The following is a 23,309-nucleotide window of genomic DNA, read 5'->3' as shown; positions in this document are numbered from 1 at the left end:
TCCGGAACCAGTGATTGGTTCCGGATTGTCCTACAGCAGAAGGATCGGTCAATGGATCCTTAACTGATCAGCATTGCACCTGGAGGGGGCGCCTGGAAAGGTCAAACCTTGCGGTTTGCAGACCAACGGAACCAAAGATCACACACTTCACACTCAGCACTGCTGTGGGGGCAGGGCTCAACCCTGCCACTTGCCTCCTTCCACTATCACGTCGTTGGGATCGGTATCGGCGCTCAGCTTGTCGCGCACATACTGGTCGTAGAGTTTGAGCAGGTACTTCTCTTCCCCCAGCTTGGCGAGACGGTCGTTGACCCAGTCACGCAGCTCGATATTGCCCTTCTTCACCGCCGGGGCGATGGGGTCTTCCGAGCCCAGCTTCTCGGGCAGCACCCGATAGCCCGGGTTCTCCTTGGCCCAGCTGAACAGCACCAGGTTGTCCTTGGCATAGGCATCGCCGCGGCCCTGGGCCAGGGCCTGCAGGGATTCGGTGTTCTTCTCGAACTTGAGCACCTTCCAGTCCGGGTGGTTGCGGGTCAGCCAGATGTCGGCCGTGGTGCCGGTGGTGACGATAAGCCGCTTGCTTGCCAGATCGTCGAGCTTCTTGGCGTCGCTGCCTTCCGGCACCAGCACCTGCACCGCGACCTTGAGGTTCGGGTTGGTGAAGTCCACCACCTGCCGCCGCTCCGGGGTCACCGTCATGTTGGCGAGGATCAGATCCACCTTGTCGCTCTGCAGGAAGGGAATGCGACTGGCTGGCTCCACCGCCACGAACTCGACCTTGTTCTCGTCCCCCAGCAGATCCTTGGCGAAGCGGCGGCCGAGATCGGTGTCAAAGCCGACGTAGTTTCCTTTCTCGTCCACATAGCCAAACGGCGGCTTGTCGGTGAAGACGCCGACGATGAGCTTGTCCCGCGCCTTGATCTTGGCGAGGGAACCGTCTTCTGCCTGGGCGGCGCCGCTGGCGAGGCCCAGGCCGATGAGGGCGCTAAACAGGACCGAGGTAATTATCTTCATGCTGACTCCTTTCGTTTGCTGACAGTTGTATAAGAAAACTTGGCGAGGAACTGGCGGGCACGCTGGCTCCTGGGATTGTCGAAAAATTGATGGGGGGCGGTCTGCTCCAGGATGTGGCCGCCGTCCATGAAGACGATGCGATCCGCCACCGCCTGGGCGAAGGCCAGCTCGTGGGTGACGATGAGCAGGGTCATGCCGCTGCCGGCGAGATCCCGGATCACCTCCAGCACCTCCTGTACCATCTTGGGATCCAGCGCAGCGGTCACCTCGTCAAACAGCATCACCTGCGGGTTCATGCACAGGGCCCGCACGATGGCGATGCGCTGCTGCTGCTGGCCGCCGGAGAGCTGGCGTGGATAGTCGTGGCGCCGCTCCCACAGGCCGATGCGGGTCAGCAGCTGCTCCGCCTGCAGCAGGGCCTCGGCCCGCTCCCGCTTCTGCACCTGCACAGGGCCGAGCAGCACGTTCTCCAGCACCGTCAGGTTGGGGAAGAGGTGATAGCTCTGGAACACCATGCCGATGCGCTGGCGTACCCGCTGCCAGTCGGTGCTGGCATCCAGCCGCTCTCCGTCGAAGCGAATATCGCCCCCCTGAATGGGTTCGAGCCCGTTGAGGGTGCGCAGCAGTGTGCTCTTGCCGCAGCCGCTCGGCCCCAGGATGACGATCACTTCCCCTGGGTTCACCGTGAGGCTGACCCCGTCCAGTACCCGGTGTTGGCCGAATTGTTTGCTGACAGCATTGAGCTCAAGCAGAGGTGTCATACCGCATTACCCCATTGTTGCTCCAGCCGGCGCGAGGCGAGCGAGAGCGGATAGCAGACCAGAAAAAAGAACAGGAACAGCAGGCCGTAGATAAGCAGCGAGCCATAGGTGCGCTCGATGATCTGCTGGCCCACCTTGATCACCTCCACCACCCCGATCAGCACCGCCAGCGAGCTGGTCTTGATGATGCGGGTGTAGATGTTGATGGTCGGCGGCGTCAGCCGTTGCAGCGCCTGGGGCAGCAGCACGTGGCGATAGAGCTGCCAGCGGGAGAGCCCGAGCGCCAGCCCGGCCTCCTGCTGACCGCGGGCGAGGGATCCCAGGCCGCCGCGCACCACCTCCCCTACCTCGCTCGACCCCCACAGGGCCAGCACCAGCACGGCGCACCAGAAGGCCGGAATATCGAGGCCGAAGAAGATCGGCAGCCCGAAGAAGAAGAGGTAGAGCCAGACCAGCACGGGCACCACCCGAAACAGCTCCAGATAGACCCGCAGCACTCCCCGAGTCAGCCTTCCCCCCTGCTGGGCCAGCACGCCGTAACCGACCCCGCCCAGGGTGGCGAACAGGATGGCGAGCAGCGAGATGGCGAGGGTCTGACCCGCGCCCACCGCCAGCAGCGGCAGCGCCTGCGCCAACTGCTCAGTGACCGGACTGGCCATAGTGATCCCTCCTTTCCTCTGCATCGGTGACGAGTGAAGGTGACAGCAGGAAAATAGCTGCTTGTATCAGCGATTCAGTGACCGAACTGACCATGTTGCAGCCTCCTTTCAACGACGCGCAGGGCGAGGGAGAGCGGCAGAAAGATCAGCACGCACATCAAGGTCAGTACCGCCAGCATCTCGTAGGTCTTGTAGTAGAGGGCGATGTAGTTCTTGGTGGTGTAGAGGAGCTCGGGCACCGCCACCGCCGAGGCCACCGTGGTCTCTTTGAGCAGAAAGATGAAGTTGGCAAACAGCGCCGGCAGGCTGGCGAGCCAGGCCTGGGGCAGCTGCACGTGGCGTAGCAACTGCCAGCGGGAGAGGCCGATGGCCCGGCCTGCTTCCAGCTGGCTGGGGGGGATTGCCTGAACGCCTGCCCGCAGCGCCTCGGTCAGGTAACCGCCGCCGAGGAAGGTCATGGCGATCACTGCCGTGGCAAAGCCGGAGAGCGAGATGCCGAGCGCCGGCAGCCCGAAGTAGAGAAAGAACAGCTGGATCAAGAGCGGCGTGTTGCGGGCCAGCTCCACATAGGCGCGGATCACCCCGTTCAGCCAGGGCTTGTGCAGGCTTTGCAGGGTCACATTGAGCAGCGCCACAGTGAGCGAGGTGAGGATCACTAGGATGCCGAGCTGCAGGGTGACCCAGACCGATTGGCCGAACGCCGGCAGGGTGGTGAGAACAAAGGACCAGTCGAAGCTCATGCCGGGATCCTCCCGTCGCGGCGCAGCCGCTGGGGCACGACCGTGATGGCGTCAGGGTACTTGATGCCGGCGCCGGTGTTGAGCACCACCACCCGCTCGCCCCCCTGTATCCAGCCCGCTTCCCGCAGCTGGCGGGCGGCGGCGAAGGCGGCCGCCCCTTCCGGGCAGACGAAGCTGCCTTCGCGCGCGGCGAGCTGTCGGATCTTGCGCTGGATGGCGCTATCGTCCACCGCGACGGCGCACCCCTCGGTGCGATAGAGGGCGTCCAGCACCAGAAAGTCCCCCAGCGCCTTGGGCACGTTGATGCCAAAGGCGAGGGTCTGGGAATCGGGCCAGAAGCGCGATTCGCGCTCCCCCTGCTGCCAGGCCTGGACGATGGGGGCGCAGCCGCTCGCCTGCACCGCCACCAGTCGCGGCAGCGGACCTTTGACCCAGCCCAGCTCCTGCAACTCCCGCAGCGCCTTGTAGATGCCGATGAGACCAACTCCGCCGCCGGTGGGGTAGAGGATGACGTCCGGCAGGGTCCAGCCGAGCTGCTCGGCGATCTCCAGCCCCATGGTCTTCTTGCCCTCGATGCGATAGGGCTCCTTGAGGGTGGAGGCATCGAACCGCCCCTGCTCGGCCACCTGGCGACCGGCGTCGCTGATGAGGCCATCCACCAGATAGAGGCGGGCACCGGCCAGCGAGGTTTCCAGTCTTGTGATGGCGGGGGCCGCCTGGGGCATGACTATGGTGCTGCGCAAGCCGGCGCGGGCGCCGTAAAGCGCCCAGGCCGCACCGGCGTTGCCGTTGGTGGGCATGGCGAAGTGGGTGATGCCGAGCTCCCGGGCGCGGGAGACGCCGACCGCGGCGCCGCGGGCCTTGAAAGAACCGGTGGGGATGATGCTCTCATCCTTCATCCAGAGATCCGGAATGCCGATCTGTTTGCCGAAAGCGGGCAGGGGCAGCAGAGGGGTGAAGCCTTCCCCCAGGGTGATCACCTGGGCGGGGTCGCGCACCGGCAGCAGCTCGTGGTAGCGCCACAGGCTGGCGGGGCGCCCCAGCAGAGCGGCCGGGTGCCAGGCCTGTTTCAGGGCCTCGAGGTCGTAACTGGCCAGCAAGGGGGCACCGACCGGACTCAACTGCTGGGGCTGATCGGCATCCACTATCTCGCCGGTCTTGCTGCAACGCAGATGTGATAGGTAGCTGTACGGCATGCTTTATCCTGAATGGCTCACGTTGGCTGGTGTCTTATTCCATCCTGTGACCCAAGGGCCGGATAACAAACAAAATAAAGCGGCAAACTTAAGCGAAAAAATTCATATGGCTCCCCCGTGTCGGCGGGCCACCCTCTGCCACCGGTCGGGGGGTTGGGCCATCCGGCGCGCTTTGTTAACCTGCCCGCTCATTCAAACCGCAGGGAGCCGCCTCGATGCGAGCCATTGTCAGCCTGCTGGCCCTGTCACTGCTCTGTGCGTGCAGCGGCCAGCCAACCAGAGAGGATGCCATGTCAGGGAATACGCGCCTTCACTACCCCGTCACCCGCCAGGGTGAGCAGGTGGATCACTATTTCGGCCAGGCCGTGGCCGACCCCTATCGCTGGCTGGAGGATGATCGCAGCCCCGAGACGGAGGCCTGGGTCAAGGCCCAGAACCGGGTGACTCAGGGTTACCTGGCGCAGATCCCGTATCGCGCCGCCATCAAGGAGAAGCTGGCCGCCTCCTGGAACTACGCCAAGGAGGGGGCGCCGTTTCGCGAGGGGCGCTACCACTACTTCTTCAAGAACGACGGCCTGCAGAACCAGAACGTGCTGTGGCGCCAGCTGGAGGGCAAGCCGGCCGAGGTGTTCCTCGATCCCAATACCCTCAGCCCCGACGGCACCACGGCGCTGGATCAGCTGAGTTTCTCCCGCGATGGCCGCATCCTGGCCTACTCCTTGTCGCTGGCGGGCAGCGACTGGCGCGAGATCCACCTGATGGACGTACAGAGCAAGCAGCCGCTGGAGGCGCCCCTCAAGGACGTGAAGTTCAGCGGCATCAGCTGGCTCGGCAACGAGGGCTTCTTCTACTCGAGCTACGACAAGCCCGACGGCAGCGAGCTGTCGGCCAGGACAGATCAGCACAAGGTCTATTTCCACCGGCTCGGCACGGCGCAGGAGGATGACCGGCTGGTGTTCGGCGCCATCCCGGCCCAGCACCACCGTTACGTGGGGGCAACCGTCACCGAAGATGACCGCTTCCTGCTTATCTCGGCGGCGAACTCCACCTCGGGCAACCGCCTCTATGTGAAGGATCTGAGCCAGGAGAACGCGCCGCTGCTGACGGTGCAGGGGGATCTGGATGCGGACGTGAGCCTGGTGGACAACCAGGGCGGCACCCTTTACCTGCTGACCAACCGGGACGCCCCCAACGGCCGGCTGGTGACGGTGGATGCCGCCAACCCGGGCCCGGCCCACTGGCGGGATCTCATTCCCGAGCGTCAGCAGGTGCTGACGGTACACAGCGGCAGCGGCTATCTGTTCGCCGAGTACATGGTGGATGCCACCGCCCGGGTCGAGCAGTTCGACTACGAGGGCAAGCGGGTGCGCGAGGTGGCGCTGCCCGGCCTTGGCAGCGTCAGTGGCTTCAACGGCAAGCACGACGACCCCGCCCTCTACTTCGGCTTCGAGCACTATGCCCAGCCGCCGACTCTCTACCGGTTCGAGCCCAAGAGCGGCGCCATCAGCCTCTATCGCGCCTCGGCGGCGCCGTTCAAACCGGAGGATTACGTTTCCGAGCAGCGCTTCTACCAGAGCAAGGACGGCACCCGGGTGCCGCTCATCATCAGCTACCGCAAGGGGCTGAAACTCGATGGCAGCAACCCGACCATCCTCTACGGCTATGGCGGCTTCGACGTGAGCCTGACCCCGAGCTTCAGCGTGTCGGTAGCCAACTGGCTGGATCTGGGGGGCGTCTATGCGGTGGCCAACCTGCGCGGGGGCGGCGAGTACGGCCAGGCCTGGCACCTGGCGGGCACCCAGCAGAACAAGCAGAACGTGTTCGACGATTTCATCGCGGCGGCCGAGTACCTCAAGGCCGAGGGCTACACCCGCACCGATCGGCTGGCGATCCGAGGTGGCTCCAACGGCGGTCTGCTGGTGGGGGCCGTGATGACCCAGCGGCCGGATCTGATGCGGGTCGCCCTGCCGGCGGTGGGGGTGCTCGACATGCTGCGCTACCACACCTTCACCGCTGGGGCAGGCTGGGCCTATGACTACGGCACCAGCGCCGACAGCGAGGCGATGTTCGACTACTTGAAGGGCTACTCGCCCCTGCACAACGTCCGGGCCGGGGTCAGCTACCCTTCGACCCTGGTGACCACGGCGGATCACGACGATCGGGTGGTGCCGGCCCACTCCTTCAAGTTTGCCGCCACCCTGCAGGCCGACAATGCCGGCCCCCATCCCCAGCTCATCCGCATCGAGACCAATGCCGGGCACGGGGCGGGCACGCCGGTGGCCAAGCTTATCGAGCAGAGTGCGGACATCTATGCCTTCACCCTGTACGAGATGGGCTACAGGGAGCTGCCGCGTCAGCCTTGATCCGGGCGAGGCGGGCGCCAGCCATCCACTATCATCAGGGCCCTGCGGGGCCCTTTTTATTGCCGCGTGTTTGAACGTGGGCCTGCGACCATCTCTGTCTCGCCACTGGCCCGTTTTGGCAGACGGGCCCCATCTGTCATCCCCCCGGTGGTATAGTCAGCCACAAGATCCGCATTCAAGGAGTCCATCGTGAAGAAGATCATCTACATCCTGCTGGGGTTGGCGCTGGCGGCCGTGGTGGCCATCGCCGCCCTGGTGTCCCTCATCGATCCCAACCAGTTCAAGCCCCAGCTGGTGGAACAGGTGCGCAAGAGCACCGGCCGCGAGCTGGTGATACAAGGGGATATCGGCTGGCGTTTCTGGCCAAGCCTCGGCCTCTCCCTCGAGCAGGTGGCGCTGCGCAACCCCGCCGGCTTTGCCGAGCCCGACCTGGTGCGCTTCACGCGCGGGGAGGCCTCGGTGGGCCTGTTGCCACTGCTCTCCCACAAGCTTGAGATCGGCAAGGTGACCCTGAGTGGCGCCCATCTGTTTATCCAGACCAGGGCTGATGGCAGCTCCAACCTGAGGGATCTGCTCAAGGCCTCCGCCGAGCCCAAGGGGGAGGCGGCCTCCGAGCCTGCCGCAACGACGCCCCCGCCCGCCAGTGACAGACAGCCCTGGCAGATCAGCCTGCAAGGCATCGCGCTGGTGGATGCCAGCGCCCTGGTGCGGGACGACCGCAGCGGTACCGTCTCCCGGCTCGACCGGCTGGATCTCGATCTGGGGCAGTTGACCCCGGGGGAGTGGGTACCGGTGACCCTGGCCGCCAAGGGGGCCCAGGGTGAGCTGGCGTTTGATCTCAAGGGGTCGGCCCAGCTCAAGCTAGCGTCCGATGCCAGCCGCAGCGAGCTGAAAGATGTCGCACTGGCGGGGAGCCTGAGCGAACCGACCCAGCGGCTGGATGCTTTCTCCCTCAAGGCCGACCGGCTGGCACTGGGTCAGTGGAGCAGCCTCACCCTCAGTCTGCAGGGGGCACAGGGGGCAGCGGACAAGCCGGCCCTGGCCGGTACGCTGGAGGGAACTCTCAAGGCGCGGCTCGATGAAAACCGGCAACTGCTGGAGATATCGGATGCCGTGCTGGCCGCCAAGCTCAGCGGCGATGCCCTGCCGCGCCCGCAGATGCAGGTGAAGCTGGCGGGCTTTGCCCGCGCCGAGCTGGGCAAACAGGCCGTCACCCTCAGCAACCTGGTGATGGGGGTGGATGATGCTCTGCTGAGCGGCAACGGCAGCGTGCAGTTGGGCGCCGTGCCCAAGGTGGCGTTCGACCTCAAGGGGGAGAAGCTGGATCTCGACAGTTGGCTCGGTCAGCCGGCCAAGGCGGCGCCTGTGGCTGCCACCTCGGGTGCTGCCGCCCCGGCCGGGGCGCCGGCACAGACCGCCGCACCCGCCGCCAAGGCGCTCTCCACGGCCGAACCGGATCTTACCGCCCTCAAGGCGGTGGACCTGGCGGGCCGGCTGCAACTGGGCAGCTTGCGATTGAAGGGGCTGGATTTGAGCGCCGTCGATCTGCAACTGGCCCTGGCCGGTGGCCAGCTCACCCTCAAGCAGTTCAGCGCCGGCGTGGCCGGCGGTCAGGTGACCGCCAGCGGCGTGCTAGATGCCCGTCAGCAGCCGGCCCGCTATCAGGTGCACAAGCGGGTGCTGGGGGTCGATGTGCGGCCGCTGCTGCAGACCCTGGCCCAGACCGACCTGCTGGAAGGCAAGGGGGATCTGGAGGTCGAGGCGCAGGGCTCAGGACTCTCCGAGCAGGCGCTGCGCAGCCGGATGCAGGGCAAGGTGAGCCTCAGGCTGAGCGACGGTGCCCTGCACGGCATCAACCTGGCGGAGATGATCCGCGAGGCGCGAGCCACCCTGACCGGCAAGGGTGCTGATCAGGTGAAGGAGGTGCGCAAGACCGATTTCAGCGCGCTTACCGCCAGCTTCCGGATTGCCGACGGGGTTGCCAGGAGCGACGACATCCAGCTGTTTGCCCCCGCCCTGCGGGTGAAGGGGCAGGGCCAGACCGCCCTGGTGCCGGAGACCCTCGACTTCCTGTTCCTCACCTCCGTGGTGGAGAGCAGCAAGGGGCAGGGGGGCAAGAGCGTGGACGAGCTCAAGGACATCACCATACCGGTGCGCATCGGCGGCCACTGGCAGGTGCCCAGCTACCGGCTCGACGTGAAGGAGTTGCTCAGCAACAACAAGCTGCTGGAGGAGAAGGCCCGCAAGGAGGCCGAGCGCGGTCTCAAGAAGCTGCTGGGTGACAAGGCCGACAACGAAGGGGTGAAGGGGGTGGCCGACCAGTTGCTCAAGGGCCTGTTCAAATAGCCAGCCTCCCGTTGTTGTCATCAAGAGCCCGCCCCGTGCGGGCTCTTTGCTGTGGTGCCGGGCGTTACGGGACGAGGTGTGGTCGGCAACATGAGGTACTATGCGAAATAGTCTTCGAAACCGGGAATCAGGAGGGTTCATGAACAAACGGGTGCTGATCACCGGCGGCGGCAGAGGCATTGGCGCCGCCACCGCCCGCCATCTGGCGGGGCAGGGCTATCATCTGTGCCTCAACTATCGCCATGACAAGGGCAGTGCCGAGGCGCTGGTGGCCGAGATCCTGGCCTCCCATCCGGTCCGCTGCATCGCGGTGCAGGCCGATGCCGGGGTGGAGGCTGAGGTGGTGCGTCTGTTCGAGGAGATGGACGCGCGGCTCGGCCCCGTCACTCATCTGGTCAACAACGCCGGCAGGTTGCAGCCGCAGATGCGGGTACTGGAGATGAGCGCCGAGCGCATCAACCAGACCCTGACCACCAATGTCACCAGCTGCTTTCTCTGCTGCCGCGAGGCGGTGCGCCGGATGACGGCGGGGGGCGCTATCGTCAATGTCTCCTCGGCCGCAGCCCGGCTGGGTTCGGCGTGGGAGTACGTGGACTATGCCGCCGCCAAGGGGGCCGTCGACGTGCTGACCAGGGGGCTGTCGCTGGAGGTGGCGGCCCAGGGGATCCGGGTCAACGGGGTGCGTCCGGGTTTTATCTACACCGACATGCACGCCGACGGCGGCGAGCCCGGTCGGGTCGACCGGGTGAAAGGGCAGATCCCGCTGCAACGGGGCGGTCAGCCGGCCGAGGTGGCAGCCGCCATCGCCTGGCTGCTGTCTGACGAGGCTTCCTACGTCACCGGCACCTTCATCGACGTGGCCGGCGGGCGCTGACCCCGACCCGATGATAGATACAACAAGGGGCGCCTCGGCGCCCCTTCGGTTTATTCCCCCAGTAGCTGTTGCCAGACCGCCAGCACATGGCCGCGCTCCGGCAGCAGCCTGTCGTCGCCCACCTTGCGGGAGACCTCGGAGAGGTTGAGGCGATGGCCGAGGTTGCGGATCTCCAGATAGGCGTGCTTGAGCCCCTCTGCCTGCTCCAGTGTGAGTACCCCCGCCATCACGCACTCATCGAAGATGCGCACATTGTCTGACCAGCGGGTGAGGGCGTCCGGCTCACCGCAGGCATGGGCCAGCACCAGGTACTGGGCGATGAACTCGATGTCCACCATGCCGCCGGGGGACTGCTTGAGATCGAACTCTCCCTCTCCCGCCTTGAGCAGGTGATCCCGCATCTTCTGGCGCATCTCCCGCACTTCGCGGGCCAGGCTGGGCAGATCCCGCTCCTTGGCCAGCACGTCGCGGCGGATGCGGGCAAATTCGGCGACCACGGCATCATCGCCATAGATGGGACGGGCTCGCACCAGGGCCTGATGCTCCCAGGTCCAGGCTTCCTGCTGCTGGTACTGCTCATAGGCCGACAGCGATGAGACCAGCAGGCCGGCCTCGCCGGAGGGGCGCAGCCGCATGTCGATCTCGTAGAGGATGCCGGACGGAGTGCGGGTGCTGAACAGATGCAGGATCCGCTGGGCCAGGCGCAGGTAGAACTGGCGGCTGTCGATGGGCTTGCGGCCATCGGTGTAACTGTTGGGGTCGCCGCCGTGCAGGAACACCAGATCGAGATCCGAGCCGTAGCCGAGTTCGATGCCCCCCAGCTTGCCGTAGGCCACCACCGCAAAGCCGCGCTGGCCGCTCACCGCCACCTCGGGGGGGACACCGTAGCGTTCGCTCATCTGGGCCCACGCCTGATTGACCACCTCCTCGGTGATCGCCTCCGCCAGCCAGGTGAGGTGGTCGCTCACCTTCATCAGCGGCAGGGCGCCAGCGATGTCGGCCGCCACGATGCGCAACAGCTGCACCTGCTTGAACTGGCGCAGCGCCTCCATCTGCTGCTCCACGTCCTCTTCGGGGATGCGCAGCAGGAACTGGCGCAGCTGGGGCTTGTACTGATCGAGCGGGGTGGGGTGATAGAGGTGCTGGGGATCGAGCAACTCGTCCAGCAGGATGGGGTAGCGGGCCAGCTGCTCGCTCACCAGGTTGCTCTCGTCACACAGGCGTACCAGCTGGCGCAGGGCGGCGGGGTTTTCCGCCAGCAGTTGCAGATAGGCGCTGCGGGTGAAGATGCGGGTCAGCAGGGTGCAGACCCGCTCGAACAGGCGGGCGGGCTCGCGGCTCGCCACCACCAGCCGCAGCAGCTCCGGCATCAGCCAGTCCAGGGCGATACGCCCCTGGGGCCCCACCTGACGGCGCTTGTACTCCTCCTTGAAACGCAGCAGGGCGGCGCAGAGGGGGGCGGGCTCCACCACTCCCTGCGTGGTCAGCAGTTTTTCCAGCTCGGCGGCATCAAGCTCGGTGCGCCAGAGATCGAGCCAGAGCTGTTCCAGGTGGGCGGGGGCCTCCTTCTCTTCCCCCACCACGGCGACGAACTCCTGATGGACGGCGGCCATCTCCTCATCGAGGTGGGCCATGAAGGCGTCCCAGTCGGTAAAGCCGAGGGTGGCGATGAGCCGCTGGCGATCCCGCTCCTCGGTGGGCAGAGTCTGGGTCTGCTGATCGCCGATCTCCTGCAAGATGTTTTCCACCCGGCGCAGGAAGCGATAGGCGGTGAGCAGGCGTTCGCACTGGCTCCCCTCCAGGGCACCCCCCTGGGCGATGGCGGCCAGCGCCTCGGGCAGGTGGCGTACCCGCAGGGCGGGCTCGCGCCCGCCACGGATGAGTTGCAGCGCCTGGGCGATGAACTCCACCTCGCGAATGCCCCCGGCCCCCAGCTTGATGTTGCCCTCCAGTCCCTTGCGGCGCACCTCGGCGGCGATCATCGCCTTCATCTGGCGCAGGCCGTCGATGACGCCGAAGTCGATATAGCGGCGGAACACGAAGGGGCGCAGCAGTTCGGTCAGGGCCATGGCGTGTTCGCACTGGGTGCCCAGCACCCGCGCCTTGACCATGGCGTAGCGCTCCCAGTTGCGGCCGTGATGCTGGTAGTAGTCCTCCATGGCGGCGAAGGAGATGGCGAGCGGCCCCGCATCGCCAAAGGGGCGCAGTCGCATGTCGACCCGGAACACCTGACCATCCTGGGTGGGTTGGTGGAGGGCGTTGATGAGACGCTGCCCCAGCTTGATGAAGAACTGCTGGTTGGCGAGCTCCCGCCGCCCGCCAACGGTGTAGCCGTTCTCGGGGAAGGTGAAGATAAGGTCGATGTCCGAGGAGAAGTTGAGCTCGCCGCCGCCGAGCTTGCCCATCCCGAGGATGAGCAGCGGCTGGGGGTTGCCATCGCCGTCCATGGGGGTGCCCAGCTCGCTGCACTGTTTGGCGTAGAGCCAGTCGCGGGCACCACAGATGAGGGCATCCGCCAGCTTGGTGAGATGGATGAAGCTCTCTTCGACCTCGGACTCCCCGAGCAGCTCGCGCCAGGCGATCACCAGCATGCGGCTGCGGCGGAACTGGCGCAGGATACGCTTGAGCGCCTCCTCGTCCGCGACCTCGGCGAGCAGGGCTGCGAGCTCAGGTTCATAGGCGGGCCAGCGCTCGGCCCGGGTCAGTGCGTCCGATGCCAGGGTCTCGGCCAGCAGCCCCGGCTGCTTGATAAGGGAGTCGGCGACAAAGTCGGAGAGGCCGAGCAGGGTCAGCAGGGTCTGGCGGGTGGGCTCGGGCAGTGCGTCATACTGGGGCGCCAGAGCGAGCAGCCGCTGCCAGTGGCGCAGGGCCTGCTCCTGCAACAAGGGAGAGAAGGCGGAGAAAGAGGGAGAGTGCTGGGCCACGGTTGCCATCCTTGTGGTTGACGAGTCTGCAGGGAGAGTGAAAAGCCGGCTGCCAATCTAGCACTCCCGGGCGCTGGCGTCACAGCGCCGCTGCCCGGAAGGTGATCCGGCGACGGATCTGGCGATCGGCCGGGCTCAGGGACGCCGGTAGATCTCGGGGTCGTAGATTTCCATCAGGCTGCCGGGGCTTCTCGGCGGCACAAAACCGAAACCGGCGTAGAGGCCGTGGGCATCGGAGGTGGCGAGGGAGAGACGGCGCAGCCCTTGCAGCTCCGGGTGGGCGAGGATGGCTGCCACCAGGGCCTTGCTGTGACCGCGCCCGCGATGTTAGGGCAGCACGAAGACGTCGGCGAGATAACCGAAGGTGGCCTTGTCTGTGATGACCCGGGCGAAGGCGACCTGCTGGCCGTCGAGATAGGCTCCGAAGCACAGGGAGTGGTTGATGGCCCGCTGCAGGTTGGCGAGGGGAATGCCGAGGCACCAGTAGGCCTCTTCACTGAGGAAACGGTGAATGAGCGGGACGTCGAGGCGCCCCTTGTCGTCGCTTATCTCAAGCGCACGTTCTGTGGTCTGCATCCTGGCTCCTTGCCGTGATGAAAAAAGAAAGGCCCCTAAGGGGGCCTTCCAGTGTACTCAAATCACGACCTCAGGCCAGCCTGAAGGTTTGACAATGGGTGCCAGCATCAGGCCAGCTTGAAGGCCTGGATATGGCTGTCCAGCGTCTGGCTGTGGTGTTCCACCAGTTCGGAGGCATCTTTCAGCTCCCGCAGCACCACGACGGAGCCTTCCACCACCTGTTTGACCTGCTCCAGGTTGGCATTCATCTCCTCGGCCACCGAGCTCTGCTGCTCGGAGGCGGCGGCGATCTGGCGGTTCATGTCGGCCACTCCCTGCACCCGCTGCACTATGGTGTCGAGCTGGGTACCTGCCTGGGTCACCTGCTCCACCCCCTTGTCCGCCTGCTGCACGCTCTCGGCCATCAGGCCGACGGCCTGGCGGGCGTTGCCCTGAAGCTGCTCGATCATCTTCTGGATCTCGACGGTGGCCGCCTGGGCACGGTTCGCGAGTTCGCGCACCTCGGAGGCGACCACGGCAAAACCGCGACCTGCCTCACCGGCGCGGGCGGCCTCGATGGCGGCGTTCAGGGCCAGCAGGTTGGTCTGCTCGGAGATGCTGCGGATGGTGTCCACCACGGATCCGATGCGATCGACTCCGTGCTCCACTTCGTTGACCACGGTGGAGGAGCGCTGGATGTTGCCGGAGAGAGTGTCGATGGTGTTGACGGTAGCCGCCACGCAGCGGCTGCCCTCCTCGGCCAGCTGGCTGGTTCCGGCGGTGGCGTGGGACGCCTGCTCCGCGTGGTTGGCCACTTCTCGAATGGCACCGACCATCTGGCTCATGGCGCTGGCAAGCTGCTCAATCTGGGTGAACTCCTCGTTGATGGCCTCGTTCGCCTCATCCATACAGAGAGTCACCTGGGAGGCGATCTCGTTGAGCTCCTTGCAGGCGGCACGCTGGGTCCCGAACACCTCCTTGAGGTTCTCCTGGGAGTGGGCCACCGCCTTGGCGATGTCGCCGAACTCGTCCCGGGACTTGAGCAGCACGCTGTGGCTGAGATCCTTGTTGGCGAAACGCTCCAGCAGCCCCACCAGGTAGTGGACCTGCTTGACCATGAGGCGGGAGCCGGTGAGCAGCAGCACCACGAAGACGACCCCCATGAGCGCCGTCTCCACCAGCCCGGTCCAGAGCAGGCGATCGGCGATGGTGTTGGCCATGGCGGCATCAATGCCCTCGCTGAGCAGGGTCGCTTCCAGGTTGCTGGCATCGAACCAGAGTTTGGCCAGCAGCAGCAGGGTGCTGAACACCATGAGCAGCACCACCTTGGGCACTAGTCGGATGTTGCTCATGCGCCTCTCCAGCGGGTTCAACTGCATAATTTTTCTCCTTTCAACGTCCATTATTCCTTTGCCGTCATAGCTATCGGCATTATCTTCCTTTTTATTAATTTGCACCGTGCTTAAAGTTGGAAATTGTATGCGATATCACTTAACTCATTTGCGTACCATGGATCTGCTGATGGGGTTTCTCTCCGTGATTTCGGTTTGCCTGGTGGCTGCTCGCTGGCTGGGGCACGGTGAACTGAGCCCCCAGACTTTACAGCTCTTTTATGATGTCGACAGTCTGATCTGCTACTTCTTCCTCGCTCACTTCGCCTATGGCTGGGCGCGCGCCTCCGACAGGATGGCCTTCTTCAAGAGCAACTGGTTCTATCTGCCCGGCAGCCTGCCCATGGTGGAACAACTGCGCTGGGCGCGGCTCATCCAGCTGTGGCGGGTCTACCAGTTGCTCCGGGACAGACCGGATCTGCTGGCCATGTTCCGTCGTGAACGCAACGAAACCACCCTCTCCGGCATTCTCTTCCTCTTCTTCCTGTTGCTGGGGGTCGGCTCCGGCGTCATGTACTGGCTGGAAACGGGACAACCCGGCAGCCAGATCCAGACTCCTTACGATGCCTTCTGGTGGACGCTGGTGACCCTCTCTACCGTGGGATACGGGGATCTGGTGCCCAAGACGGAGGAGGGGCGCTTCGTCGCCAGCCTGCTGATCCTCTTTGGAGTGGGGTTGTTTGGCGCCCTCAGCGGCTTCATGGCCAGCCTGTTCGTCCATCCCGGCAAGACCAACGACGACACTGCGGTGTGGCGACGCCAGCAGAGCGAGCAGCAGGCGCAACTGCTCAAAGAGCTCAAGGCCTTGCGCGCCGAGGTGCAGGCGCTGAAACAGAAGTAGGTGCGACGTCTGGAATGGTCGCGTCGTAAACCGGCGGTGCTGCGAGACAGCTCTCACTCGGGGAGATGGCGCTTTTCTTTGCTTGTCCTTTGACCCGCAGGCGGCTTAACATTCGGCCTGCAACCTAATCCAACGAAGAGAATCGATCGACCATGCGCGCCCTTCTCGGGATCCTGATCTGCTTGTGTGCCCAACAGGCACTGGCCGATACCCGCTATGTTTCAGACAACATCTTTACCTATATCCACAACGGTCCGGGTACCCAGTACCGGATCCTCGGCAGCGTCAAGGCAGGTGAGCCGCTGGAGGTCAAGGCGGTGAACCAGGAGGCCGGATTCACCCAGGTGGTGGACGGTCGTGGCCGCGAGGGCTGGATCAAGAACAGCGAGCTGCAGGGGGAGATCAGCCTGCGTGAACGCCTTCCCCAGGTTCAGAAAGAGCTGGACGAAGCCAAGGCCCGTCTGCTGAACCTCAATGGCGACAACGAGAAACGCTTCGCCGAGAAGGATGGCAAGATAGCCGAGCAGAGCAAGGAGATCGCCAGCCTCAAAGCCCGTCTGGACAGCCAGAGCGCCGAGATGAGCAGCCTCAAGGAACAGAACGACGCCCTGACCCAGAGCTATGACAACCGTGAGCACGACATGCAGATGGACTGGTTCATCCGCGGTGGTGCCATGGTGGGGGGCGGCATCCTGCTCGGGATCCTCCTGCCCATGCTCCCGCGCCGTCGCAAGAGCAGCGAGCGCTGGATGAACTGATCGCCCGGGCGGTCAACAGGATGAAAGGTCGCCAGAGGCGGCCTTTTTCATGGTGTGTCTGGCGAGAAGAGGGCCATGTCGGGGGTCGCCATCGGCCCTTCCCGCTCGTAAGATGAGGCGAACGATCCTGTGCCGCGCGCATTCTCAACAAGAGCCTTCATCATATGTCATCAACTGAACAGGCCTGCTGGTTCGTGCTGGGGGGCGATCACCTCGTCCTGCTGGATGAACAGGGGCGCATTCCAAAAGGGGCCCGCGCCGTTTTGCCCCCCCATCTGCACACCGCCCCCTTCGAGCGCTTCGACGAGTGGGATGGCCTGCCTTGCCATCTGCTGGATCTGGGCACGGAGGCGGAGACCGGGGCCATGGCCCCGCTGCGCCAGCTCATGGTGGCGGGGGACGAAGAGGGCTTTCGCCTCGCAGGACGGGCCTGGCAGCTCGCCACTTTTCGCCGTACCCATCGTTTCTGCGGTGAGTGCGGCGCCCCCATGACCCCGAGGGAAGGGGAGTGGGCCCAGGGGTGTCATCACGGCCATGTCGTCTATCCGCGCATCTCCCCCTGCATCATCGTCGCGGTGCGCAAGGGGCCGGCCATCTTGCTGGCAGCCCACCGCCGTCACTATCAGGCGGATGATCCCATGTATACCGTGCTGGCCGGCTTCGTGGAGGCTGGGGAGAATCTGGAGCAGTGCGTGGCGCGGGAGGTGTTCGAGGAGAGCGGCATCCGGGTGACCAATGTGCGTTACGTGGCGAGCCAGCCCTGGCCCTTCCCCCACAGCCTGATGATGGGCTTCACCGCCGACTACGAGAGCGGCGAGATCCGGGTGCAGGATGACGAACTGGTGGCGGCAGGCTTCTTTGAGGCTGACCGGCTGCCGCGCTTGCCCCCTCATGGCACCATAGCGCGCCGGCTCATCGAACAGTGCCTCGCCGAGGCGCGTTGAGGGAAAACGGGGGCGCTTGTATGCGCCCCCTCACATCTTTGCACTCCTGCGGCGATGTGCGGCGTCAGGGTCGCCCTCAGCCTTGCACAAAGTGGTATCATGTCCGCCATTTTATGCGTGACATGACTCAGGAACTGGGATGAAAGAGCTGAAAAACGATCGATACCTGCGTGCCCTGCTGCGCCAGGAAGTGGACATGACCCCGGTATGGATGATGCGTCAGGCTGGCCGTTATCTGCCGGAATACAAGGCGACCCGCGCCGTTGCGGGGGATTTCATGTCCCTGTGTCGCAACGCCGAGCTGGCCTGTGAAGTCACCCTGCAGCCCCTGCGCCGCTATCCACTCGATGCCGCCATCCTCTTCTCCGACATCCTGACCGTGCCCGATGCCATGGGGCTGGGCCTCTACTTCGAACACGGGGAAGGCCCGCGCTTCGAGCGCCCGATCACCTCCATGGCCGACGTGCAGGCCCTGCCCATCCCGGATCCGGAAGACGAGCTCGGCTACGTGATGAATGCGGTGCGCACCATCCGCCGCGAGCTCAAGGGCGACGTGCCGCTCATCGGCTTCTCCGGCAGCCCCTGGACCCTGGCCACCTACATGGTGGAGGGGGGCAGCTCCAAGGCGTTCACCAAGATCAAGCAGATGATGTATGCAGAGCCGCAGACCCTGCACCTGCTGCTCGACAAGCTGGCGGACAGCGTGATTAGCTATCTCAACGCCCAGATCAGGGCGGGTGCCCAGGCGGTCATGGTGTTCGATACCTGGGGCGGCGTGCTCACCCCGCGGGATTACCGCGACTTTTCCCTGCAGTACATGCACAAGATCGTCGATGGCCTGATCCGTGAACATGAGGGCCGCCGTGTGCCGGTCACCCTGTTCACCAAGAACGGCGGCCAGTGGCTGGAGCAGATCGCCGCCACCGGCTGCGATGCCCTGGGGCTGGACTGGACCACCGACATCGCGGACGCCAAACGCCGGGTGGGCGACAAGGTGGCGCTGCAGGGCAACATGGATCCCTCCATGCTCTACGCCACCCCGGAGCGGATCCGCGAAGAGGTCGCCACCATTCTGGCCGGTTTCGGTCATGGCAACGGCCATGTCTTCAACCTGGGGCACGGCATCCATCAGGATGTGGACCCGGAACATGCTGGCGTGTTCGTCAACGCGGTGCATGAGCTCTCCGCCCGGTACCACGGTCGCTGAGTGCGGCAAACAGCGTGATGAACGGGGCCTGCGGGCCCCGTTTTGCTGTCCGTGACACAGGGGGCTGCATCCTGGTCGCGGCTCGGGTTACACTGCACCCCCATGTTGGCAGTCGTGGCCGGGATGGGGTCGTTGAGGGGCAGGAGGCTGGATGGAGAAGCGGGCGTGGGATTGGGGCATCGACCTTGGCGGGACCAAGTGCGAGTGCGTGGTGCTAGATGGCGACGAGGTGTTGCTGCGCCACCGCATTCCCACTGAACGGCGCGGCGGCTACCAGCACATGCTGGGCCAGATCGCCAAACTGGTGGACGAGTGTGCCGCCAAACTCGGTCAGCGTCCTGCACTCATCGGCATGGGGACGCCAGGGGCCCGGGACCCCCAGACCGGGCTGCTGAAAAACAGCAACACCACCGAGTTCAACGGCAAGCCGCTCAAGGAAGATCTTGAGCGCAGGCTGGGCGTCCCCGTGCTCATCGCCAACGACGCCAACTGTTTTGCCCTGGCGGAAACCCATCTGGGGGCGGTGCGCCAGCAGCATCCCGATGCAAAAGTGGTGTTTGGCATCATCATGGGCACCGGGGTCGGGGCCGGCATCGTCATCAACGGCCAGATCCTCAACGGTCACCACGGCATCGCCGGGGAGTGGGGGCACAACGTCCTGTTGCCGGAGGGGCCAGAGTGCTACTGCGGCAAGCGCGGCTGCGTCGAAACCCTCATCAGCGGCCCGGCGCTGGAGGCCTGGTACGAGGCCAGGACCAAACGCCGTCTCTCGCTCGCCCAGATTGCTGCGGCCAGTGCCCATGATCATGTCGCCAGGCTCACCATGGACAGGTTGCACCTGCTGTTCGGCCAGGCCCTCGCCAACGTGATCAATATTCTCGATCCGGACGTCATCGTCATCGGTGGCGGCGTGGGCAATGTGCAGAGCCTCTATCGCGCCGGGCGCGAAACGGTATTGCCCCTCCTGTTCAACCCCCGCTTCGCCACCCCCATGATAGCGCCGGCTCTGGGGGACAGCGCCGGGGTATTCGGTGCCGCACTGCTGGCCCGCGGCGTCTTTCGCGAGGCACTGCTCTCGTGAGTCGCCCCTTCCTCCCATCCCTTTGTCGCAGCTAAGGACACAACGTTTCCATGATCAAGATTGCCATCAACGGCTATGGCCGCATCGGCCGCAACGTGCTGCGGGCCCTCTACGAGAGCGGCCGCGACAAGACCATCAAGATAGTGGCCATCAACGAGCTGGCTGCCCCCGAGGCCATGGTGCACCTGACCCGCTTTGACACCAGCCACGGCCGGTTCCGCTATCCGGTACAACTGGCGGGCAACAGCATGCAGGTGGGGGAGGATCTCATCGCCCTGTTTGCCGAGAAGGATCCGTCCAGGCTGCCCTGGCGGGCGCTGGGGGTGGATGTGGTGCTGGACTGCACCGGGGTGTTCGGCTCCCGGGCCGATGCCGAGCTGCATCTGGGGGCGGGAGCGGGCAAGGTGCTCTTCTCCCATCCGGCGGACGCGGACGTGGACGCCACCATCGTCTACGGGGTCAACCACCAGGTGCTGACCGGGCGGGAGCGGATCGTCTCCAACGCCTCCTGTACCACCAACTGCGTGGTCCCCGTCATCGAAACATTGCATCGAGAATTCGAGATAAATTGTGGTACTATTACGACAATTCATTCGGCCATGCACGATCAGCAAGTCATCGATGCCTATCACGGCGACTTGCGCAGAACCCGGGCAGCCAGCCAGTCCATCATCCCGGTGGACACCAAGCTGGCAAAGGGGTTGGAACGTATCCTTCCCCACTTTGCCGGCAAGTTCGAGGCGATCGCGGTACGGGTACCGACCATCAATGTAACCGCCATGGATCTGAGCATTACTGTTCGTAAAAAAGTGACAGTTAGTGACGTAAATCAAGCCCTGCAACGGGCATCCAGAGGTACATTACACGGTATTCTGGACTACACGGAAGAGCCACTGGTCTCCGTAGACTTTAATCATGATGCACACTCCTGCATCATTGATGGTACCCAGACCCGGGTCAGCGATGCCAACCTCGTCAAGATGTTGATGTGGTGCGATAACGAATGGGGCTTCGCCAACCGCATGCTGGATACCACCCAGGCCATGATGGCCGCAGGCTGAGAGTCTGCACCGGGCGCAAGGTTACTGTTTTTTTAACATTACCTGAAAATATATAGAGGACTGAATATGTCTGTTATCAAGATGACCGACCTGGATCTGGCGGGCAAACGCGTTCTGATCCGTGCTGACCTGAACGTGCCGGTAAAAGACGGCAAGGTCACTTCCGATGCACGTATCGTTGCGACTCTGCCGACCATCAAGCTGGCTCTGGAAAAGGGCGCCAAGCTGATGATCACCTCCCACCTGGGTCGTCCGACCGAGGGTGAATACAACGAAGAATTCTCCCTGGCTCCGGTTGTCAACTATCTGAAAGACGCACTGTCCTGCCCGGTTCGTCTGGCCAAAGACTACCTGGATGGCGTAGACGTCGCCGCCGGTGAGCTGGTTGTGCTGGAAAACTGCCGTTTCAACAAAGGCGAGAAGAAGAACACCGAAGAGCTGGCCAAAAAATACGCCGCCCTGTGTGACGTCTTTGTAATGGATGCGTTCGGTACTGCTCACCGTGCCGAAGGCTCCACCTACGGTGTGGCCCAGTTCGCGCCGGTTGCCTGTGCAGGCCCCCTGCTGGCCGGTGAGCTGGAAGCCCTGGGCAAAGCCATGCTCAAGCCCGAGCGCCCCATGGTTGCCATCGTGGGTGGCTCCAAGGTCTCCACCAAGCTGACCGTGCTGGAATCCCTCTCCAAGATCGCTGACCAGCTGGTGGTCGGTGGTGGCATCGCCAACACCTTCATCGCTGCTGCCGGTCACAACGTCGGCAAGTCCCTGTGCGAGCACGACCTGATCGACACCGCCAAGAAACTGGCTGCCGAAACCAACATTCCGGTGACCACCGACGTGGTTGTGGGTAGCGAATTCTCCGAATCCACCCCGGCCACCATCAAGTCCGTGTCCGACGTGACTGACGGCGACATGATCTTCGACATCGGTCCGGATTCCGCCAAGGCCCTGGCCGACATCATCATGAACGCCAAGACCATCCTGTGGAACGGCCCGGTCGGCGTGTTCGAGTTCGACCAGTTCGCTGAAGGCACCAAGGTGATCGCCGAAGCCATCGCCGCTTCCCCGGCCTTCTCCATCGCTGGCGGTGGTGACACCCTGGCTGCCATCGACAAGTTCGGCATCGCCGACAAGGTCTCCTACATCTCCACCGGCGGCGGCGCCTTCCTGGAGTTCGTAGAAGGCAAGGTACTGCCGGCTGTCGCGATTCTCGAAGAGCGCGCCAAAGCCTAATTGACCCGGGACGGGGGGCAAAAGCCTCCCGTTTCGTTTATCATGTGGCCGCTGTGCCGGTTCATGATGAACCCCCCACTTTTTATTAACGGCATACGAGACAGGACGATTAAACATGTCTAAGAAAATTTTCGACTTCGTAAAACCCGGCGTGATCACTGGTGATGACGTTCAGAAAGTGTTCGCCATCGCCAAGGAAAACGGCTTCGCTCTGCCGGCCGTCAACTGCGTCGGTACCGACTCCGTGAACGCCGTGCTGGAAGCTGCTGCCAAGGTCAAAGCCCCGGTTATCGTACAGTTCTCCAACGGTGGTGCCGTGTTCACCGCCGGCAAGGGTCTGAAGCTGGAAGGCCAGCAAGCTGCCATCCTGGGTGCCATCTCCGGTGCCAAGCATGTGCACGCCGTTGCCGAAGCCTACGGTGTACCGGTGATCCTGCACACCGACCACGCCGCCAAGAAGCTGCTGCCGTGGATCGACGGTCTGCTGGACGCGGGCGAGAAGCACTTTGCCGAAACCGGCAAGCCGCTGTTCTCCTCCCACATGCTGGATCTGTCCGAAGAGTCTCTGGAAGAGAACATCGACATCTGCTGCGAGTACCTGACCCGCATGGCCAAGATGAACATGACTCTGGAGCTGGAACTGGGCTGCACCGGCGGTGAAGAAGACGGCGTGGACAACAGCCACCTGGACCAATCCTCCCTGTACACCCAGCCGGAAGACGTGGCCTACGCCTACGAGCGTCTGTCCAAGATCAGCCCGCGCTTCACCATCGCTGCCTCCTTCGGCAACGTGCACGGTGTGTACAAGCCGGGTAACGTCAAGCTGACTCCGAAGATCCTGGACAACTCCCAGAAGTACGTCTCCGAGAAGTTCGGTCTGCCTGCCAAGTCCCTGGACTTCGTGTTCCACGGTGGCTCCGGCTCTACCCTGGAAGAGATCCGCGAATCCATCTCCTACGGCGTGGTGAAGATGAACATCGACACCGACACCCAGTGGGCGACCTGGGAAGGCGTGCTGAACTTCTACAAGTCCAACGAAGCCTACCTGCAAGGCCAGCTGGGCAACCCGGAAGGTGCCGACAAGCCGAACAAGAAGTTCTACGATCCGCGCGTATGGCTGCGTGCCGGTCAGACTTCCATGATCGCGCGTCTGGAGAAGGCCTTCTCCGACCTGAACGCCATCGACGTACTGTAATTCGCAGCACCTTGATTGCATGAAAAGGCGCCCTTCGGGGCGCCTTTTGCATTTCTGTGATCCTGATGGGCTGGATTGGGGATGGGGGGCTGATACCAATCGGATTAAACATTAGGTCAGTTTTATCCAATCTCGGCTACAAAGTGACATCACCCGCTCCACATCGGCA

Annotated in this window: 18 protein-coding genes and 1 pseudogene; 11 read left to right on the top strand and 8 right to left on the bottom strand. The window is 64.0% G+C overall.

All coding sequences use genetic code 11. The features are described 5' to 3' along the window. Positions 1-177 precede the first annotated feature (177 nt). The 5 genes from OKB81_RS11515 to OKB81_RS11495 all read right to left on the bottom strand — a co-directional run bounded on the left by OKB81_RS11515 (position 178) and on the right by OKB81_RS11495 (position 4,370). The gene (locus OKB81_RS11515) at positions 178-1,014 is read right to left on the bottom strand and encodes a transporter substrate-binding domain-containing protein (protein WP_160838210.1); all 837 of its coding nucleotides are present in this window, start codon (positions 1,012-1,014) and stop codon (positions 178-180) included. Then, positions 1,011-1,775: an amino acid ABC transporter ATP-binding protein gene (locus tag OKB81_RS11510; protein WP_160838208.1), complete on the bottom strand. Its 765-nt coding sequence runs from the start codon at positions 1,773-1,775 to the stop codon at positions 1,011-1,013. Before OKB81_RS11510 ends, OKB81_RS11515 begins: the two co-directional genes overlap by 4 nt. Beyond that, a complete protein-coding gene (locus tag OKB81_RS11505; RefSeq protein WP_052815507.1) occupies positions 1,772-2,434 on the bottom strand; it encodes an amino acid ABC transporter permease in 663 nt (220 codons plus the stop codon). The genes OKB81_RS11510 and OKB81_RS11505 overlap by 4 nt, the downstream gene beginning before the upstream one ends. 74 nt (positions 2,435-2,508) lie before the next feature. Beyond that, the gene (locus tag OKB81_RS11500; protein ID WP_113977614.1) at positions 2,509-3,174 is read right to left on the bottom strand and encodes an amino acid ABC transporter permease; all 666 of its coding nucleotides are present in this window, start codon (positions 3,172-3,174) and stop codon (positions 2,509-2,511) included. Continuing rightward, entirely contained in the window at positions 3,171-4,370 is a 1,200-nt protein-coding gene (locus tag OKB81_RS11495; RefSeq protein ID WP_160838206.1) for a threonine synthase, read from the bottom strand. The genes OKB81_RS11500 and OKB81_RS11495 overlap by 4 nt, the downstream gene beginning before the upstream one ends. 215 nt (positions 4,371-4,585) lie before the next feature. Between OKB81_RS11495 and OKB81_RS11490 the strand changes: the two genes are divergently transcribed. The 3 genes from OKB81_RS11490 (at position 4,586) to OKB81_RS11480 (ending at position 9,953) form a co-directional block, all read left to right on the top strand. After that, positions 4,586-6,733 (top strand): prolyl oligopeptidase family serine peptidase, encoded by a 2,148-nt coding sequence (locus OKB81_RS11490; RefSeq protein ID WP_160838204.1) that lies wholly within the window; start codon positions 4,586-4,588, stop codon positions 6,731-6,733. A 189-nt stretch (positions 6,734-6,922) separates the two neighbouring features. Continuing rightward, complete coding sequence (locus tag OKB81_RS11485; RefSeq protein WP_160838202.1) at positions 6,923-9,079, top strand: AsmA family protein; 2,157 nt, start codon at positions 6,923-6,925, stop codon at positions 9,077-9,079. A gap of 139 nt (positions 9,080-9,218) precedes the next feature. Beyond that, positions 9,219-9,953, top strand: coding sequence for an SDR family oxidoreductase (locus OKB81_RS11480; protein WP_160838200.1), 735 nt, complete (start codon positions 9,219-9,221; stop codon positions 9,951-9,953). Between the two features lie 50 nt (positions 9,954-10,003). On the opposite strand, the gene glnE is transcribed toward OKB81_RS11480, so the two are convergent. From glnE to OKB81_RS11465, 3 genes and pseudogenes are all read right to left on the bottom strand, one after another. Beyond that, complete coding sequence (gene glnE, locus OKB81_RS11475) at positions 10,004-12,877, bottom strand: bifunctional [glutamate--ammonia ligase]-adenylyl-L-tyrosine phosphorylase/[glutamate--ammonia-ligase] adenylyltransferase (protein WP_270664050.1); 2,874 nt, start codon at positions 12,875-12,877, stop codon at positions 10,004-10,006. 135 nt (positions 12,878-13,012) lie between these two features. Then, positions 13,013-13,453: pseudogene (locus OKB81_RS11470) on the bottom strand (GNAT family N-acetyltransferase). Between the two features lie 107 nt (positions 13,454-13,560). Then, positions 13,561-14,811 (bottom strand): methyl-accepting chemotaxis protein, encoded by a 1,251-nt coding sequence (locus OKB81_RS11465; protein WP_160838196.1) that lies wholly within the window; start codon positions 14,809-14,811, stop codon positions 13,561-13,563. 100 nt (positions 14,812-14,911) lie between these two features. Between OKB81_RS11465 and OKB81_RS11460 the strand changes: the two genes are divergently transcribed. From OKB81_RS11460 to fbaA, 8 genes are all read left to right on the top strand, one after another. Continuing rightward, positions 14,912-15,664, top strand: a complete 753-nt coding sequence (locus tag OKB81_RS11460) for a potassium channel family protein (RefSeq protein ID WP_160838194.1) — start codon at positions 14,912-14,914, stop codon at positions 15,662-15,664. A gap of 152 nt (positions 15,665-15,816) precedes the next feature. Further along, positions 15,817-16,422, top strand: coding sequence for a TIGR04211 family SH3 domain-containing protein (locus tag OKB81_RS11455; RefSeq protein ID WP_010675664.1), 606 nt, complete (start codon positions 15,817-15,819; stop codon positions 16,420-16,422). A 164-nt stretch (positions 16,423-16,586) separates the two neighbouring features. Continuing rightward, positions 16,587-17,366 (top strand): NAD(+) diphosphatase, encoded by a 780-nt coding sequence (gene nudC, locus OKB81_RS11450; protein ID WP_160838192.1) that lies wholly within the window; start codon positions 16,587-16,589, stop codon positions 17,364-17,366. A gap of 139 nt (positions 17,367-17,505) precedes the next feature. Then, positions 17,506-18,573, top strand: a complete 1,068-nt coding sequence (gene hemE / locus OKB81_RS11445; protein WP_010675662.1) for a uroporphyrinogen decarboxylase — start codon at positions 17,506-17,508, stop codon at positions 18,571-18,573. 151 nt (positions 18,574-18,724) lie between these two features. Further along, a complete protein-coding gene (locus OKB81_RS11440; RefSeq protein ID WP_160838190.1) occupies positions 18,725-19,654 on the top strand; it encodes an ROK family protein in 930 nt (309 codons plus the stop codon). A gap of 50 nt (positions 19,655-19,704) precedes the next feature. Further along, entirely contained in the window at positions 19,705-20,715 is a 1,011-nt protein-coding gene (gene epd / locus OKB81_RS11435; RefSeq protein WP_160838188.1) for an erythrose-4-phosphate dehydrogenase, read from the top strand. Between the two features lie 66 nt (positions 20,716-20,781). Beyond that, entirely contained in the window at positions 20,782-21,945 is a 1,164-nt protein-coding gene (locus tag OKB81_RS11430) for a phosphoglycerate kinase (RefSeq protein WP_039040546.1), read from the top strand. A 115-nt stretch (positions 21,946-22,060) separates the two neighbouring features. Next, a complete protein-coding gene (gene fbaA / locus OKB81_RS11425; protein ID WP_010675658.1) occupies positions 22,061-23,140 on the top strand; it encodes a class II fructose-bisphosphate aldolase in 1,080 nt (359 codons plus the stop codon). The last annotated feature ends 169 nt before the right edge of the window (positions 23,141-23,309 follow it).

The organism is Aeromonas sp. QDB56 (assembly GCF_027705505.1).
Lineage (GTDB): Bacteria > Pseudomonadota > Gammaproteobacteria > Enterobacterales > Aeromonadaceae > Aeromonas > Aeromonas caviae.
This window is presented reverse-complemented; position numbering and strand designations above follow the sequence as displayed.

What these genes read in the sequence shown, in the direction of transcription:
- fbaA (WP_010675658.1), top strand. Translation starts at nt 22,061, where the DNA reads ATGTCTAAGAAAATTTTCGACTTCGTAAAACCCGGCGTGATCACTGGT.
- OKB81_RS11515 (WP_160838210.1), bottom strand. Translation starts at nt 1,014, where the DNA reads ATGAAGATAATTACCTCGGTCCTGTTTAGCGCCCTCATCGGCCTGGGC.
- OKB81_RS11510 (WP_160838208.1), bottom strand. Translation starts at nt 1,775, where the DNA reads ATGACACCTCTGCTTGAGCTCAATGCTGTCAGCAAACAATTCGGCCAA.
- OKB81_RS11480 (WP_160838200.1), top strand. Translation starts at nt 9,219, where the DNA reads ATGAACAAACGGGTGCTGATCACCGGCGGCGGCAGAGGCATTGGCGCC.
- OKB81_RS11490 (WP_160838204.1), top strand. Translation starts at nt 4,586, where the DNA reads ATGCGAGCCATTGTCAGCCTGCTGGCCCTGTCACTGCTCTGTGCGTGC.
- OKB81_RS11465 (WP_160838196.1), bottom strand. Translation starts at nt 14,811, where the DNA reads ATGCAGTTGAACCCGCTGGAGAGGCGCATGAGCAACATCCGACTAGTG.
- OKB81_RS11505 (WP_052815507.1), bottom strand. Translation starts at nt 2,434, where the DNA reads ATGGCCAGTCCGGTCACTGAGCAGTTGGCGCAGGCGCTGCCGCTGCTG.
- OKB81_RS11495 (WP_160838206.1), bottom strand. Translation starts at nt 4,370, where the DNA reads ATGCCGTACAGCTACCTATCACATCTGCGTTGCAGCAAGACCGGCGAG.
- OKB81_RS11455 (WP_010675664.1), top strand. Translation starts at nt 15,817, where the DNA reads ATGCGCGCCCTTCTCGGGATCCTGATCTGCTTGTGTGCCCAACAGGCA.
- OKB81_RS11460 (WP_160838194.1), top strand. Translation starts at nt 14,912, where the DNA reads ATGCGATATCACTTAACTCATTTGCGTACCATGGATCTGCTGATGGGG.
- epd (WP_160838188.1), top strand. Translation starts at nt 19,705, where the DNA reads ATGATCAAGATTGCCATCAACGGCTATGGCCGCATCGGCCGCAACGTG.
- OKB81_RS11440 (WP_160838190.1), top strand. Translation starts at nt 18,725, where the DNA reads ATGGAGAAGCGGGCGTGGGATTGGGGCATCGACCTTGGCGGGACCAAG.
- hemE (WP_010675662.1), top strand. Translation starts at nt 17,506, where the DNA reads ATGAAAGAGCTGAAAAACGATCGATACCTGCGTGCCCTGCTGCGCCAG.
- OKB81_RS11500 (WP_113977614.1), bottom strand. Translation starts at nt 3,174, where the DNA reads ATGAGCTTCGACTGGTCCTTTGTTCTCACCACCCTGCCGGCGTTCGGC.
- nudC (WP_160838192.1), top strand. Translation starts at nt 16,587, where the DNA reads ATGTCATCAACTGAACAGGCCTGCTGGTTCGTGCTGGGGGGCGATCAC.
- OKB81_RS11430 (WP_039040546.1), top strand. Translation starts at nt 20,782, where the DNA reads ATGTCTGTTATCAAGATGACCGACCTGGATCTGGCGGGCAAACGCGTT.